The organism is Tolypothrix sp. FACHB-123, from assembly GCF_014697075.1.
Classification (GTDB): Bacteria; Cyanobacteriota; Cyanobacteriia; order Cyanobacteriales; family Nostocaceae; genus Aulosira.
Map to the genome: position 1 here is coordinate 44,020 of NZ_JACJRE010000009.1, position 15,372 is coordinate 59,391.

The window sequence follows — 15,372 nt, forward strand, 5'->3', positions numbered from 1 at the left end:
AACATTATTTGAATTAGTATTAGCAGCACTCAGAGAATTACAAGTAAAAAATATATCATTGCTATGGTTCACCATTGACACTTAACAGTCAACAGTCAACCGCAGAGAAAAATTTTCCGCATATTCTGCAATAACTCTTCAGAAACTCCACAAAAACTGATAGCGTCAAACAAAGTAAAAGATTATTGTGGATGTGACAGCTTGAAAACGCGATCTAATTATTGGCAACTGCTACCTTATATCAAACCCCAGTGGCAAATTATCATTAAGGGATTTATTGGCATTTTGGGATATGTGCTGGCTACGTTAACGCTGATTAATCTCGCAGGTAAATTGGCAGTTCCCTTTGGAGAAGGTAATGTAGTAGCGATCGCACAATTAGCTGGAATCTGCGCTGTTGTCTTTTTGGTGCGGGGATTTTTTCAGTCTGTGCAAGATATTTATATGGCGCAAGCTGCTTTAAGAGTAGCCTTTAATCTCCGTAAACAAGTCTACGCTCATCTACAAAAGCTGAATTTGAGCTATTTTGAAACAGCGAAAGCAGGTGATTTATCTTACCGCCTAACTGAGGATGTTGACAGGATTGGGGAAGTAGTTAATAAAATATTTCACGATTTGCTTCCCTGCGTGTTGCAATTGCTGGCAATTCCTATCTATATGATCTACTTGAATTGGCAGCTGACATTAGCAACGGTGATTGTTGCGCCATTGATGGGGATTTTGATTGGCTGGTTTGGCGAACGGTTGCAGAAATATTCTCGTCGCAGCCAAAATCGTATTTCTAGTTTATCGGCTATCCTCACAGAAGTTTTTAGCGGTATTCGCTTAGTTCAAGCTTTTGCAGCGGAAAGCTACGAAATTGCTAAGTTTAGCCATGAAGCCGAGCGCAGTCTCAAAGCTAAATACTCAGCAGAAAGGCTCAAGGCGATTCAAATCCCGATTGTGGGATTTTTAGAAGCTGTGAGTGCTTTATCGCTGTTATTGGTGGGCGGTTGGCAAATTTCCCAACGCAATTTAACTGTGGGAGAGTTTTTCAGCTATTTAACAGCAGCCGCGTTATTAATTGACCCAATTGGTCATACTACTAATAATTACAACGAATTTAAACAAGGTGAAGCTTCCGTTGACCGAGTTTTTGAATTATTAGCCATTGAACCAACAGTATTAGAAAAACCAAATGCGATCGCTCTGCCGCCCGTGCAAGGTAAAGTGGAATACGATCGCGTAGCTTTTGCTTACAAACCTGGCGAACCTGTATTAAAAGATATCAGTTTATTGGCATATCCCGGACAAGCGATCGCCCTTGTGGGTGCTTCTGGTGCTGGTAAAACCACATTTGTGAATCTGCTTCCCCGCTTTTACGATCCCATATCCGGTCAAATCTTCATTGATGGCGTAGATATTCGCGATGTTACACTTAACAGTCTGCGGCGACAAATTGGCATTGTTCCCCAAGAAACTATCATGTTTTCCGGCACAATTGCCCAAAATATCGCTTTTGGACAAGAATATTTTGAAATTTCAGCAGTTGTAGAAGCCGCAAAAATTGCTAACGCCCATAATTTTATTACCCAGCTACCAGAGGGTTACGATACTTGGGTAGGCGAACGAGGGATGAATTTATCCGGGGGACAAAGACAAAGAATTGCGATCGCTCGTGCTGTACTCCTCAACCCGCAAATTTTGATACTTGATGAGGCTACCTCAGCCTTAGATTCCGAGTCAGAAGCCTTGGTACAAGAGGCTTTAGAAAGACTGATGGAAGGACGAACTGTATTTATTATTGCTCACCGCTTAAGTACAGTCAAAAGATGCGATCGCATTTTAGTACTAGAACAAGGGCAAATAGTCGAATCAGGAACTCATGAAGAACTTTTAGCCCTTAATGGACGCTATGCCCGTTTTTATACACAGCAGTTTAGTTAAGTTTGGGCATGAGGCATGGGGCATTGGGCATTGGGTATGTGCTCTGCCCCCGGTCGCCGAGGGTCGCCGAAGCGCTGCTTCCTCTGCTTTCTTTCAACGTGATTAACTTACGCTGATTTGCTCAAAGATGAACTATCATCCACTGAATTACCAGGTAACATCATTTGCTTTTGCTGTTCGTTCATCCAAGTTTCAAACAGTTCATTCAACAAGCGCATTTTCATCCCATCATCTAGTTGTGCAGGGACAAATTTCTCTAACTGCACAATCACAAACCATTCCCCGATACGGTTGGGAGGTACAACTTGACCTGGTTGAGAGTTCATCAGTAGTTGCGCCATAGCTGGATGTAGTTGGCTGAGTTCCACAGGGCCGACTAATCCACCTGTTTGCGCTTCTGGGCCCATTGAATATTGTCGCGCTACTTCTGCAAATGTCTGCTCTTTGTCTTGAATGCGAAAATATAGTTCTTGAGCAATTCCGATATCTTGGGTACGCAGTAGAGAATAAATTACTTTGTCTAGCCTTGATTTAGATTGAAAAAAATAGGATTCGAGTTTTTTACCCCAAGTTACTTGCTTGAATTTCTCAACTTTCAGCTTGCGTAGCATGATAGCTTCGAGTTGATTGCCACTAAGACCTTGATATTCCATCCAAACTTTGAGTTCGGCTTCGGATTTTAACTGTCTCTCAGCAAAAAACTGCTGTTTAGCAGCGTTGATTTCTTCTTGCGTACAGTCAATTGATGCGATCGCCTCATCGATAATTAATTCCCGTCGCAACTGTGGCAGCATTTGGTAGCTTGCCAATAAGGGAATCAATTCATCAGCAGTGATTGTACGGTTACCAATTCTCAGTACTTCATTCATAATTTTTTAAGTATATTTAAATATATTGTTTGTTAGAATGGGCACTCTCAATTTATCGATACTGATTAAGGTGCCTTCACGGCAATTATGGCATAGCCAAATCTGTACTGAATTTTCATCCCTACTGAAGTTAAATATTTAATAGTTTATATTTTGTAACACTCTTTGGGTGAACATTATTTGCGCTCAAGCTCATCATTAGTTCGGTAGTTGCTTATGTTATACACAATCAAATTGTAATTTCCTAACCATGCAGCTTTTTATAAATTTTTCGACAAGAAAACACTTAAAAAAATTAGGTAGATGCAATTAAAATAAGCATGTATGTAATCAGCGCTCAGTTTCTAGGCTCAGTGATTTTACCATATAACTGACAACCGAAAACGGAGACATAAAGATGCGGGGATAAGGAAACAGAGGAAACCATTGAATAGTGACCAATACCCGCTCAAAACCCACAACTGACAACTAACCAAACCTAAAAATTAGGATTAACAAACTCTACAGCAAACACTTCTGCAAAACACTTTGATACATGGGAACGCACTTCTTCGCAGGTAATACCAGGAATCCATTGGGCTAAGCTGGCTACAGGCTTATCAGCAATACCACAGGGAATAATTTCTTTAAAGCCTGTGAGATCGGGGCAGACATTTAAAGCAAAGCCGTGCATAGTAATCCAACGGCTAACTTTAATCCCAATCGCTGCAACTTTCCGTCCTTCCAGCCAAACACCTGTAAATGAAGGAATGCGATCGCCTTTTAAGCCATAAATTGCCAATACCCGAATTAAAACTTCTTCTAGCTGGCGCAAATACCAATGCAGGTCTTTTTGATAGCGTTGCAGATTTAAAATCGGATACCCCACCAATTGACCGGGACAATGGTAAGTGACTTCCCCGCCGCGTTCAATTCTATGGACATCAAAATTACTGTTGTTGAGGTCAAATTTGAGAAAGTCTAAACTAGCTCCTTGTCCCAAAGTGTAGACAGGGGGATGTTCCAAGAGAATTAACACATCATCTAGATTGGGGTTGTTCAGGCGATCGCTCATTAGCGATCTCTGCCATTCCAGAGCTTCTAAGTAAGGTAACAATCCTTGGTTATATAACACACAGCGATGCAAAGACATAGGTTTATTACTACGGAAGCGACGAAAAATCAACTACTTGAGGGACAAAAAATATTGCAAGTCTCTGGGTAAGGGTCAACAAATGTCAAGCTATGCAAAGGATTTTAAAGGAACATCAACGGAACCCACTTTAGAAAATACAAAATGCTAGTTTGAATATATAACCTAACTGGGTGTAGGAGGAGTTCTCTGCAATAAGCATCACGCCACAACAAGAGGAAGAAATGTACTGGCTGATGAAGTCTAAACAAATTGTTTGCATCAAAACCTTAACATTCTCTATGCAACACCAGCGAATACCCAGGAGAAAAAAGAATAACTAATAGTTAGCTAAACATAGCTCTCATAGTCAAAGCAAGTCAGACAGATGCTGTTCAGATTGCTTTATTCAGGGTTTTCACATAGGTAATCAATTGACTGACAACCAATGAGATACCTGTATCAACATAGAGAAATATTGCCCAGGAACGCGCAATAGTAAAATAAGATACAACAATCATGATAGGCAGATTGGTAGTACAGCAAAACACTTCAGAGATTGTTTTGGCGGCAGTGATAGACCTTACCGCATTTCCCTTTCATACAAAACGAATACACATCAAATAAATATTGAGCGGGAGAGTTTACATGAAGCTTGTCATCCACGGCAAAAATATTGAAATCACCGACGCCATTCGGGATTATGTGCATCAAAAGATAGAAAAGGCGGTTAATCATTTTCAAAACATCACCAACGAAGTGGATGTGCACCTTAGCGTAGCTCGCAATCCCCGAATTGCTTCTAATAAACAAGCAGCTGAAGTCACCATATATGCCAATGGTAACGTCATCCGTGCCGAGGAAAGCAGCGAAAACTTATATGCCAGCATTGACTTAGTAGCAGATAAAATTGCTCGTCAATTGCGCAAATACAAAGAAAGAAAACAAGATAAGAAAACTCAACCAACTAACGAGGTAGTAGTACCAGAACCAGTAGTTGGAGATTTAATTGGCGATCGCACTCCCGAACTCCCCAGTGAAGTCGTGCGCACAAAATACTTCTCCATGCCACCCATGTCAGTTGCCGAAGCTTTAGAACAGTTGCAACTGGTCGGTCATGATTTTTATATGTTCCTCAATTCGGAAACTAATGAGATAAACGTCATTTACGAACGTAACCACGGCGGTTATGGCGTCATTCAACCCCGCCATAACAACGCCCACACCAACGGTCATAGCAAGAATGGCAAAACAGCCCATGCTAATACCACTGTAGAAAAAGCCTCTGCGAGTAAATGAGGGGCTAGGGGCTAGGGAGTGGGAATTTTAGATTTTAGATTTTGGATTTTAGATTGAAACCTAATCCAAAAGACGCTCGCGGACTCGCTCTAAGCGAAGCTATGCCGAAGGCTTTACGCTGCGCTATCGCAAATCCAAAATCCAAAATTGAATTGCCCCATGCCCCATCCCCTACTTCGCCAATTGCTGCAATGTTTTCAATGCTTCTTCAACGTGACCTTGAAAATTGAACATTGAATCAAAAACATATTGCACAACGCCCTGTGAATCGATAACGTAAGTCACGCGACCAGGAAACAAACCAAAGGCGGCTGTTGCACCGTAGAGTTTCCGTACTTGGTCGCCTTTGTCACTTAAGAGTGTAAAGGGCAAATTGTACTTAGCCGCAAATTTTTGATGAGACTCGCTAGAGTCGCCACTAACACCAATCACTTCAGCGCCGGCGTTTTTAAACACTTCATATTGATCGCGAAAAGCACAAGATTCCGCAGTACATCCTGGCGTGTCGTCTTTTGGATAAAAATACAGAACTACAGCATTTTTGCCCCGAAAATCGCTTAAGCTTACCGTTGAGCCGGTTTGCGCAGGTAAGGTGAAATCAGGCGCAGTATCTCCAACTTTAACTGGCATAGGTATTAAAAAATTCCAAATTTGATAATTGCAGAAAAAACTATTTTAAGTGATGTTAAGACCGTAAAGATAGGAAAGACTAAATCCTCGACTTCTTCAAAAAATCGGGTATCTGATACCAATTCTCTGTAAACTTGCACTTAATACTTGTTTCTTTTCTCTTGGCGTACTTGGCGTCTTCTCTGCGAGACGCTGCGCGAAGGCGGTTCATTAAATAAATATTAAGTGCATCATCATAGCGAATTGGTATGACATCACAAAATTTTAACTTCTATGTTAGTCTAAAAACTTTGCTTGCTCGTCTGTCATAGCAGGTGTACTGTGTAGATCTCAAAAAGACTTCTTTTCTGCTATGCGTCTGACCTCACTTGATGTTTTTCGTGGTATCACCATCGCTGGGATGATTCTCGTCAATATGGCGGGAGTTGCTGATGATGTATATCCTCCCTTAGCACACGCCGATTGGCACGGTTGCACGCCAACTGATTTAGTATTTCCCTTTTTTCTGTTTATTATCGGTGTGGCGATGACATTCTCATTGTCAAAGTACACTGAAGGCGAAAAACCCCAATCGGGAGTTTACTGGCGAATTTTGCGCCGTGCGGCTATTCTGTTTGTCTTGGGTTTGCTACTCAACGGTTTTTGGAATAAGGGAATTTGGACTTTCGATTTCAGCAGCATTCGGCTAATGGGAGTGTTACAAAGAATCAGCCTTGCTTATCTGTTTGCTTCCTTGACAGTTCTGAAGTTACCACGTAAAGGTCAATGGATATTGGCGGCTGTTTTACTCATCGGCTATTGGTTAGCGATGATGTATATACCTGTACCTGGTTACGGTGCGGGAGTGTTGACGCGGGAAGGTAATTTTGGTGCTTTTGTAGATAGACTAATTATACCCAAAGCGCATCTGTATAAGGGCGATGGCTTTAATTTTATGGGAGACCCTGAAGGGCTTTTCAGTACGATGCCCGCAATTGTCAGCGTATTAGCCGGTTATTTTGCAGGACAATGGATACGCTCTCAGCCTGTACAATCACGTACAAGTATTGGTTTAGCATTATTTGGCGTTGGCTGCTTAATTGTTGGTTCGGCTTGGGGGTGGATATTTCCCATCAACAAAAAAATCTGGACGAGTTCCTATGTAGTGTTTACCAGTGGTTGGGCGTTACTGTTGCTAGCTGCTTGCTACGAACTCATCGAAGTGCGGCGAATCAAACGCTGGAGTAAACCATTTGAGATTATGGGCTTAAATGCGATCGCTCTTTTCGTGGCATCGGTATTACTGATTAAAATATTAGTGAGAACCAATATTGGTACTGGGGAAAATGCTCCCAATACCTTCAATTGGATTTATCAAAATGTTTTTGCTTCTTGGGCTGGAACCTTCAACGGTTCATTTTTATTTGCCCTTGTTACCGTCCTCTTTTGGTGGCTAGTTGCAGTAATTATGTATCGTCAACGCTGGTTTGTGAAAGTTTAAGGGTAATTCGTAATTCGTAATTCATAATTTAAATTTTGAATTCTAAATTTTGAATTTTGAATTTAAATTACTCTTCTTCTGCGTTGAAATCTACCTTATCGTAAATATCAGCTAGGGTAATTTGGAAGGAAACAGACGCTAGGGATAACATTACATCGCCGTCTTCATATTCCGAAAATATCCATTTATTATTTTCGGTTTTAAAGTATTGTTCAACATGCATCTTATATTGATCAATTAGAACATACTCTTGAAAGCTAGGAATTGTGCGATAAGCTGCAAACTTTTCATCCCTGTCATAACTCTTGGTAGATTTTGATAACACCTCAGCAATAAATACTGGATTCATCAAAGTGTCTCGTCTTCCTTCCTGATACTCTAAAGGCGTGTTTACTATCATCACATCCGGGTAAGTATGTATTCGCCTGTTAGGAATCCATAAACGCTGATCGGTATAATAAACTTCATAAGGCTGACGCTTGAGAGCAAACAGAATTGAAGCATACAAGTTACCAGCAAGTTTGTTGTGATTTGGCGTTCCACCTGTCATAGGAATAATTTGTCCATCAATATATTCATGACGTTCCTCAGAATTAACCTCTAATTCTAGGTATTCTTCAGGCGAATAATATTTTTGTGTTTGTGCAATAGTCATAGGATTTCACCTAAGCTTATACTTCCACTTCTTCAGCAGCATTAATCTGATCGAGAATTCCCCAAATTTCTTGTAAAAGTGGCTCTAAACCAGTGCGAGTTACTGCGGAAATTAAGAAAACCTTAGCGTAGGAACGATGATTTAATTCAGTAGCTAATGCCTCTAAATCTACCGTTTCTCGATCCACTGCATCTATTTTATTTAATGCTAAAATTTGCGGACGTTCTGCTAAACCCCGTCCGTAAGCTTTTAATTCTTGCTGAATCGTCATAAAATCACCCACCACATCCTCACTAGTCGCGTCAACTAAGTGTAGTAACACCCTAGTGCGTTCGATGTGGCGAAGAAAATCGTAGCCTAAACCCGCGCCATGAGAAGCGCCTTCAATTAATCCGGGAATATCAGCGAAAACTGTACCGTCACCTGTAGGTTTACGAACTACGCCTAAATTTGGTATCAGGGTAGTAAAAGGATAGTCAGCAATTTTTGGACGCGCTGCTGACAATGAGGAAATCAAAGTAGATTTACCCGCATTTGGTAAACCAATAATTCCCACCTCAGCCAAAAGTTTCAATTCCAAACGCAGTACTTTCGCTTCACCTGCTAATCCGGGGAGGGCGTATTCTGGGGCGCGGTTGCGGTTACTCAAGAAATGCTGATTTCCCAAGCCGCCTTTACCGCCTTCCGCAGCCCGAAAACGTTGTCCAGGTGTAATTAAATCTTCTAGTAAAGCCCCTGTGGAAGCATCATAAATCGCAGTACCACAGGGAACTTCGATAATTAAATCTTTGCCGTTTGCGCCAGTACAATTATTAGGGCCGCCTCTTCCGCCGTTTTCAGCTTTAAAAAGGTGATTATAGCGGAAATCTAACAAAGTTTGCAGGTTTTCTACTGCTACAAAAATGATTGAACCGCCTCTTCCGCCATTACCACCAGAAGGGCCTCCTGCGGGAACATACTTCTCACGGCGAAAGGCGACAATTCCATCGCCGCCTTTACCAGCTTCTACTTGAATTACTGCTTGATCGATAAATTGCATAGTTAGTCAATAGTCATTTGTCATTAGTCAGTTGTCAGTTGTCAGTAGGGGCGGGTTTGTGAGAGATTGTTATGGATATTTGAGGATATCTGTAAACCCGCCTGTACAGTTGTCAGTTGCTTTAGCTGTTAGGGTAACAATCCTTTTTGGCAGACGAAAGGCTGAACTAACAATTCTACAAGTTGGGGAACCCTCAGCGCGAACTACTTCACCAATAACCAATGACCAATGACCAATGACTAATGACTATTAACTAAATATATGGTGAAATATCCTCTCCACAATCATCTGCCAAATAGGAGAGGGCGCGGAAACGCAAACCTACCATTTGTTCATACAGGGGATTAATTTTACATAATGGCGGAATATGTACGATTTTGCGTCCAAATAGCTTTACATCCCGTTCAAAGGGACACTGGGGCGGAATCATTTTACATAAAAAACGAGCAACTCTAGGATCTTGAATATCCAGTCCGTCTAACCAATCGCGTACAGGGGTAAGTGCATCATGGGGGGGAGAATGAGGCCCAATGGTGATAGAAGGTTGGGCGGATGCTTCTTGCTGGAGAAAACTATCGATTGTCGGATCTACATGTTCTGTGTGTTCTAGGGTGTGGCGCAGGGCTTCGATTAAATCTTTGGGTTCGCCTAGTGCTTGACACAGCTGTTGCAAAACTTGGTCTTCACTGGGAGAATATATCCCATCTGCGATCGCTACCATCACAGCTGTCCGCAAGAAATTTTCTGCTGTTGATGTCCCTTTACCCAAAACTGTTGCTAATTCCTCTGGTGTAATCACCTCCAGAGAATCAAAATTAATACTCGGAGCTAATTCATTTTCCGTAATACTAGCAATTAACTCTTGTTCATGAGCGTCAAAGTCACCATCAGCTAGAGCAATAGTGAGCAATCCACGCAACCAAGCCGCTACTTGTTCGCTAGTGTAGGGGGATTGAACGACACTTTTCATAAACTCATACCTCAAGCTGTCCTCAGTCCATACAGTAAATAGTAAGCTACCTTAAAGGGTATTAAACTGCTACATATTTAACTTTAAAGACTGTAAGAATTGGTTTTTTCAGCCCTAAAGACAAAGATCAATGCATAAACAGGGAAAAAATTCTTTTGAAAATCTCATAGCTTCTTAAAAAAAAGATTGAGAATTTTTCTACTTAAATGGTTTAGCGTTAAGTTAGTTTTGATGGCTTTATAGCCTCCAAAGCCTTGTAAAACTGTTAATAATATTCAAGATAACCAGTTTATTGCAAAAAATATTACCTATTTGATACAATCTCTATTGAGAATCTATCTCATATAGCTAGCATAAACAGTAATTTTCCGCAACTCGTTACAAAAGTACTGGAAATAGCATCCTAAAATTCATGTATTTGGGATGACTAAAAAATGTGAGTTGAAATATTTCCTGTTTTATTACTTAGCATCAAATTGCAATTAACTCTACATATTTAGGTAATATCATGACGTTTTTTTTTGGAATTGAACACGAAGTTGCTTTTCTGAATCAAGCAGGAAAGTTTGCTGATTTTGAAAATACAAAATTTGCTGATTTTAGCCAAATTGTTGAAAGATTACCAACATACCCTAATGATTATGCACATTTACGTGTAGGTGATGCGGGAATTAAGGCTAAGAGATGGTATATCGAAGGATTTGAAAGATTTGCTGACTCTGATAAAGTAATTGATTGTTTACCTAAAGGTATCGAAATTAGAACGACTATTCACCTTAATATTCAAGGTGCGATTCAGGAATTAACCGAAAGTTTTTGCTTATTACGTGATGTAGCTGCTGATTACGGTTTTTCACCTGTATTAACTAGCTTTAATCCCTACAAAACTTTTTTTGAACCGCAACCACCATTAAATGAGTATGAAAAGAAATATCTCCAAGCTTATCCTGACGAAAATACCGCCAATATTTACATGGTGACATACGGGCCAGATTTAAATATATCTATGGCAGATTTGTCTGTAGAAAAGCTAATTGATATTGGTAAAAAGTTAACTTATTATAGTCCTTATATAGTTCCTTTTAGTTACAGCGCGCCTTTTTATAATGGGGATTTATGGACGGGATTATCGGTAAGAACTTTTGTACGAACGGGTAAAAGATCGGCGGCGCTAGTTTTTGTGGAAAAAGCAGAACAAACGATTGCGAGCGTTCCTTCTTTAACTAAAGTCGCACGCATCCCTGCAGAAGTAGGAAGAATTGAATTTAAGGCTTTTGATACCTGTGATGATTTTTCGATTTATGCAGCTTTGTTAGCTTTATTAAAAGGGTTAGTATTAGATGAATATTTATCAGGTAGAGCCACAATTCCTGATGCAGCTTTACATCAAGTTTCAGCCAAAGCAGGATTTAATAACGAAGAAATATCTCTGATTGCACATCAGGTTTTAGAAGCAGCAGAAATGGCTTTGAAAGATGACCCAGATAGAAACTTATTAATACCTCTGAAAGTCAAATTACAGCAACGAGAAACACCATCTCAAAAACTCATTCAAGGGTATCAGCAATTAGGTTCTATAGAAGCAGCAATGCAGCAAACTTATGTAAAATTTAGCTGATTCTTAATTTGAGATTTAATTGTCAGTAGGTTGGCATAATTAAATATAACTAGCAAGGGCTGTCATTAGTCATTAATCATTGGTAAGGGGTTCAAGTATATTGACGTTTTGTAATATAGTTTGGTTTATTGATTAAACCGCCAAGTACGCCAAGTACGCCAAGGATAAGAGAAAGAAACTGAGAGTTTGTAACTTTCACAAATGATTTAATATTGCTATAATAATCAAAATTGGGAAAACCTCTGCGTCACTTTGCGCATCCCTTAGCGCTACTCTGCGTTTAAGAATCAATAAAATTACAAACTCGTCAATACCTGAGCCAGTTCCTGAGATAAATCAGTTTGCTGTGTTTGACATTTACTAAATAAAACACCAGCTAAAAAGTAATAGTCACCGGAATAAAATGCCATTTTCTGCTTCCGCAATTCTTCAATATGCTTTTTAACTTTTGGCTCAGAGCTATAATGACCAAATTTCAGAGGAAGCACGACAAAATTATTCACTATATATCCATAATCTTTTGCTTGTTCAATGGTACTGTTAGGGTTAGAATAGCTAGAAATTAAAACTAGTACGTTCTCATAACCTAAAGACAAAAGATTATTAGTCACTGTCGCGCCATCTATACCCCCAAATAATAGTGGCATATAAATGTCTGGATCTGGTGCGGGGAGATAAGGTGGATTAGCAACGAGATATTTAGCTTCAGGTTTATCTGATTTAAAGAGACAAGCATTATTGATGATATATTTTTCCGTGAGGTTATATTCATCAATTGTTAAATTAGCAGCTTTCCAAGCAGAAGTATTTAATTCAAATCCCTGTATCACACCATCAAATTTATTTCTCAGCAAGGAGTTGATTACCGGACTACCATCACCGGAACCAAATTCGACAATCGACTCAGGATTTTGACAACTTCTCAAAACTAAATTTTCTAAACAATTGGAGTAAAAATTAGATTCTTCTGGGCAAAAGAATATGTCTTTCATGTGACCTCAAGTCAAATTTAATGTAAGATAAATTAGATTTAGGCAGGAAGAACTGTTTCTTTAGCAGTAGATTGCTAAAGAAAGGTTTTGCTAAAGAAATTGAGAATTTTAGCTATTGTTCTTGGGCGCGAATAGAATAGACAACAGCTTTTGCGGCGCGATCGCCCATGAGTTTTTCTTGGTCATACCCTAGTAGCAATTCCCACGCATCATTGGGGTACTGTTCTGCTAAAGCTAAAGCCACATCATCCAACATCCAACGACCGTGGCGTTCGTCTTCGCGAATATGCAGTTCCCAATAACCCATCGCCGCATCTGATAGCCCCAAGCGTTGCGCTGCTGTGAGATAATTTCTGTAAGCTGCAGGGCCAGCTACTTCAAAATAGGTTAATGCACCACTGTAGCGGAGAAAATAGCGCTTGCGTTCTGTGGTTAAAAAGTTATGGTTATCGCAAGCTAAAACTTCCCAAGGTACTAAATCAAAATACGCCTCTGGTGCTGTATTCATACCAAACTCGGCTAACATTTGAGCGAAATATGTCGAATGCTTGCGTGATAAGCGACCGTTGCCATATTCTTCTAAAAATACTCGCACTAGAGTACACTGCACTTCATTCGCCGCACCGCCTAAAATAAAGGTCATGCGACTACCTTCTACCAAGCCATCAAAGGAACCAATGGCGAGTAGGTGACGGTAACCAGCTTCACTCATTTCTTCGCGGATGTAGCGACTCCCCGGCGATAAAGGCGGATCGACATCAACAGTGGCGCGTTCAATCAGTGCTTGTTTAACTTGTGTAACGTTTAGCTGTTGCAGTGCGGAGACATTGATTTGGGATAGTTCCCACTTTTGCCAAGCTGCTTCAATTTTATTTCGACAGGATAATAAATAGAGCGATCGCTCGTTGTCATAATGGCGCAAATCGTCATACCAAAACAACTTTAGCCGATTAATACGGTACAGGATTCTTTGCAGAAAGCGATGCGCCACATCATCACCACAGCCGTTTCTATAAGCAGCAGTAATTGCTATTGATAACGTCTGTTCAAATTCCCAGACTTTGCTAGCATTTTCTTCAAGTTGATTATCTAAATTTTCTGTAGCTAGCAGTTCTATAAATTGCTGTTCAGCATTGTTATAGTTGGTAGCTGTTGTTTGTGCTATTTGATTATCATTCCCTTTCACCTTCAAGTCAGGGAACATCAGCAGATTATTTTGCATGGAATATTAAGTAGCGTTGCCAATTGTGAACAAAAAACGCCATCTGTAATATTTAAATTCACATAGTTATAGCTATATTTACCTCTTTCCCAGGTTATAAAGAAAGATTAAGCCTAGAGAAACAGATAATTCTTCCAAAGTTGGCAAATATGTCAAAAGATTGATGAATAAACTCCATAATCTCTATTGAATAAATTCCGACAATATAGTGAGTAGATGATGCAACTTTAATCAAGAATTGTATTAGTTTGATAACTGGGGCCTTTGTCTGCTCTTATACTAAGGATATTCCTCAAGTTAGCGTGCTTATTGCACATTTGGAGGCCCCAAAATGGTTCATACATACGAGGTATTGGTAGATATTAAGGAATTTGCCGGACAAACAGACAATACCTTTCAACGGGAAACGGCAAGGTACGAAATAGACGCTCCTTCAAAAGAAAAAGCTGATGGTATGGCTTTCCAAAAAGCGAGAAGCGAGCATCCACTCGGCACAGAATATGATGTTAGGGTAACACGACTGCTCAGATAAAGCGAATATTAAGTATGCTCATTCTAGTGAATAGGCATTCTGCAAAAGTTGTAAATTCAATAATTAATTATAGAGTATAAAACCGCCCTCGACTGTTTGGGGGCGGTAGTAATTTGGGGTTGAATTGACAATTTTTCGACTATTTCAGATTTGCGATCGCTTCACTTACATCCGTACAAGCTTCATAATCTTGATAAGGGATTTTTTTCAAAATCCGCAGCACTTTCTCATCAAAACCCTTCTCTTCTGCATTCTTAATCAAGTCTTTTTTGCTAATCGGGTATTTCAATTCGTGCAAACTTTTATTTAATTGTACCGAGGTGGCTGTACTCATCATGGCGATTCTCCTGAATACTAATTATTTGCATTCACATCTTATCCAGTTCTAATTTGCTATGAGATTTACTGGATTGTAATCTTACAGATGAATTCGCTTACTCGTGGGAGTCAGGAATATTCGAGTAATTAATTACAGCCTATTTTAACTATTTGTTATCACTTATACAATCAACTGATACAATTCTATTTTACATCCTACCAATGATAGATTTTTCTATTTTCATATCAATTATTAATTAAGCAAATTTAATTGTAGTCACCCACCATCAAAAATTCCTACAAATGACCAATGACTAATGACAGTGGACATCTGTAACCAGTTATCTTTAATTCCACCAACCTACTTAATTTTTTCTACGCTTTTAGGAAGATGAAGCTCTCCTTTACTGTGAGTAGAAATTAATTAGACACCTAAAAGAGGAAAAGTTATGGTTACTACAGGTAACGGACAGTCTCAACAAGCCATTAGCAACCTAGAGTACGATTTTGTCACCGTGCTGCACAATAAAGCAGAAGCTGTTAAGGCTTACGATACTTACATCAAAGACGCACAAGAAGCTAACTCTCAGCCTTGTGTAGAATTATTCCAAAAATTGCGCCAATCTGATATGGAGCAAGCACAAGAAATCCGCCGCCATCTTCAAAAAGTATTACAGCACGGTAAAATGTAAAGCCGATAAATCAATTTTA

Annotated in this window: 15 protein-coding genes; 6 read left to right on the plus strand and 9 right to left on the minus strand. The window is 39.8% G+C overall.

The features are described 5' to 3' along the window. Window positions 1-201 precede the first annotated feature (201 nt). Entirely contained in the window at window positions 202-1,926 is a 1,725-nt protein-coding gene (locus H6G41_RS08590) for an ABC transporter ATP-binding protein (RefSeq protein ID WP_190745487.1), read from the plus strand. Window positions 1,927-2,033: 107 nt separating this feature from the next. Here the strand turns inward: H6G41_RS08590 and H6G41_RS08595 are convergent, their stop codons facing one another. Both H6G41_RS08595 and lipB read right to left on the minus strand, forming a co-directional pair. Continuing rightward, complete coding sequence (locus H6G41_RS08595) at window positions 2,034-2,795, minus strand: peptidylprolyl isomerase (RefSeq protein ID WP_190745490.1); 762 nt, start codon at window positions 2,793-2,795, stop codon at window positions 2,034-2,036. 478 nt (window positions 2,796-3,273) lie between these two features. Then, window positions 3,274-3,927, minus strand: a complete 654-nt coding sequence (gene lipB, locus H6G41_RS08600) for a lipoyl(octanoyl) transferase LipB (protein WP_190745493.1) — start codon at window positions 3,925-3,927, stop codon at window positions 3,274-3,276. A 627-nt stretch (window positions 3,928-4,554) separates the two neighbouring features. Here lipB and hpf point away from each other — a divergent pair. Continuing rightward, on the plus strand, window positions 4,555-5,205 hold the full coding sequence (gene hpf, locus H6G41_RS08605) for a ribosome hibernation-promoting factor, HPF/YfiA family (RefSeq protein ID WP_190629572.1): 651 nt from the start codon (window positions 4,555-4,557) through the stop codon (window positions 5,203-5,205). Between the two features lie 171 nt (window positions 5,206-5,376). Here the strand turns inward: hpf and H6G41_RS08610 are convergent, their stop codons facing one another. Next, a complete protein-coding gene (locus H6G41_RS08610) occupies window positions 5,377-5,835 on the minus strand; it encodes a peroxiredoxin (protein WP_190745495.1) in 459 nt (152 codons plus the stop codon). 352 nt (window positions 5,836-6,187) lie between these two features. Here H6G41_RS08610 and H6G41_RS08615 point away from each other — a divergent pair, with 352 nt between their 5' ends. Continuing rightward, window positions 6,188-7,315: an acyltransferase family protein gene (locus tag H6G41_RS08615; protein ID WP_190745497.1), complete on the plus strand. Its 1,128-nt coding sequence runs from the start codon at window positions 6,188-6,190 to the stop codon at window positions 7,313-7,315. Window positions 7,316-7,382: 67 nt separating this feature from the next. Here H6G41_RS08615 and H6G41_RS08620 read toward each other — a convergent pair whose 3' ends face one another. The 3 genes from H6G41_RS08620 to H6G41_RS08630 all read right to left on the minus strand — a co-directional run bounded on the left by H6G41_RS08620 (window position 7,383) and on the right by H6G41_RS08630 (window position 9,979). Continuing rightward, complete coding sequence (locus tag H6G41_RS08620; RefSeq protein WP_190745499.1) at window positions 7,383-7,970, minus strand: Uma2 family endonuclease; 588 nt, start codon at window positions 7,968-7,970, stop codon at window positions 7,383-7,385. Between the two features lie 16 nt (window positions 7,971-7,986). Beyond that, window positions 7,987-9,009, minus strand: a complete 1,023-nt coding sequence (gene obgE / locus H6G41_RS08625) for a GTPase ObgE (RefSeq protein ID WP_096645896.1) — start codon at window positions 9,007-9,009, stop codon at window positions 7,987-7,989. A gap of 253 nt (window positions 9,010-9,262) precedes the next feature. Then, a complete protein-coding gene (locus tag H6G41_RS08630) occupies window positions 9,263-9,979 on the minus strand; it encodes a Mo-dependent nitrogenase C-terminal domain-containing protein (RefSeq protein WP_190745501.1) in 717 nt (238 codons plus the stop codon). 508 nt (window positions 9,980-10,487) lie between these two features. On the opposite strand from H6G41_RS08630, the gene H6G41_RS08635 reads away from it, so the two are divergent. Further along, a complete protein-coding gene (locus H6G41_RS08635; RefSeq protein WP_190745503.1) occupies window positions 10,488-11,597 on the plus strand; it encodes a glutamate--cysteine ligase in 1,110 nt (369 codons plus the stop codon). A gap of 296 nt (window positions 11,598-11,893) precedes the next feature. On the opposite strand, the gene H6G41_RS08640 is transcribed toward H6G41_RS08635, so the two are convergent. Both H6G41_RS08640 and H6G41_RS08645 read right to left on the minus strand, forming a co-directional pair. Beyond that, window positions 11,894-12,589 (minus strand): SAM-dependent methyltransferase, encoded by a 696-nt coding sequence (locus H6G41_RS08640; protein ID WP_190745505.1) that lies wholly within the window; start codon window positions 12,587-12,589, stop codon window positions 11,894-11,896. Between the two features lie 112 nt (window positions 12,590-12,701). Beyond that, window positions 12,702-13,811 (minus strand): iron-containing redox enzyme family protein, encoded by a 1,110-nt coding sequence (locus tag H6G41_RS08645; RefSeq protein ID WP_190745507.1) that lies wholly within the window; start codon window positions 13,809-13,811, stop codon window positions 12,702-12,704. 331 nt (window positions 13,812-14,142) lie between these two features. Between H6G41_RS08645 and H6G41_RS08650 the strand changes: the two genes are divergently transcribed. Beyond that, on the plus strand, window positions 14,143-14,343 hold the full coding sequence (locus H6G41_RS08650; RefSeq protein WP_190745509.1) for a hypothetical protein: 201 nt from the start codon (window positions 14,143-14,145) through the stop codon (window positions 14,341-14,343). A 139-nt stretch (window positions 14,344-14,482) separates the two neighbouring features. On the opposite strand, the gene H6G41_RS08655 is transcribed toward H6G41_RS08650, so the two are convergent. Further along, window positions 14,483-14,680 carry a DUF2795 domain-containing protein gene (locus H6G41_RS08655; RefSeq protein ID WP_242037842.1) on the minus strand — a complete coding sequence of 66 codons (198 nt, stop codon included), beginning with the start codon at window positions 14,678-14,680 and terminating at the stop codon, window positions 14,483-14,485. A gap of 430 nt (window positions 14,681-15,110) precedes the next feature. Between H6G41_RS08655 and H6G41_RS08660 the strand changes: the two genes are divergently transcribed. Next, the gene (locus H6G41_RS08660) at window positions 15,111-15,353 is read left to right on the plus strand and encodes a hypothetical protein (protein WP_190745511.1); all 243 of its coding nucleotides are present in this window, start codon (window positions 15,111-15,113) and stop codon (window positions 15,351-15,353) included. Window positions 15,354-15,372: the final 19 nt, after the last annotated feature.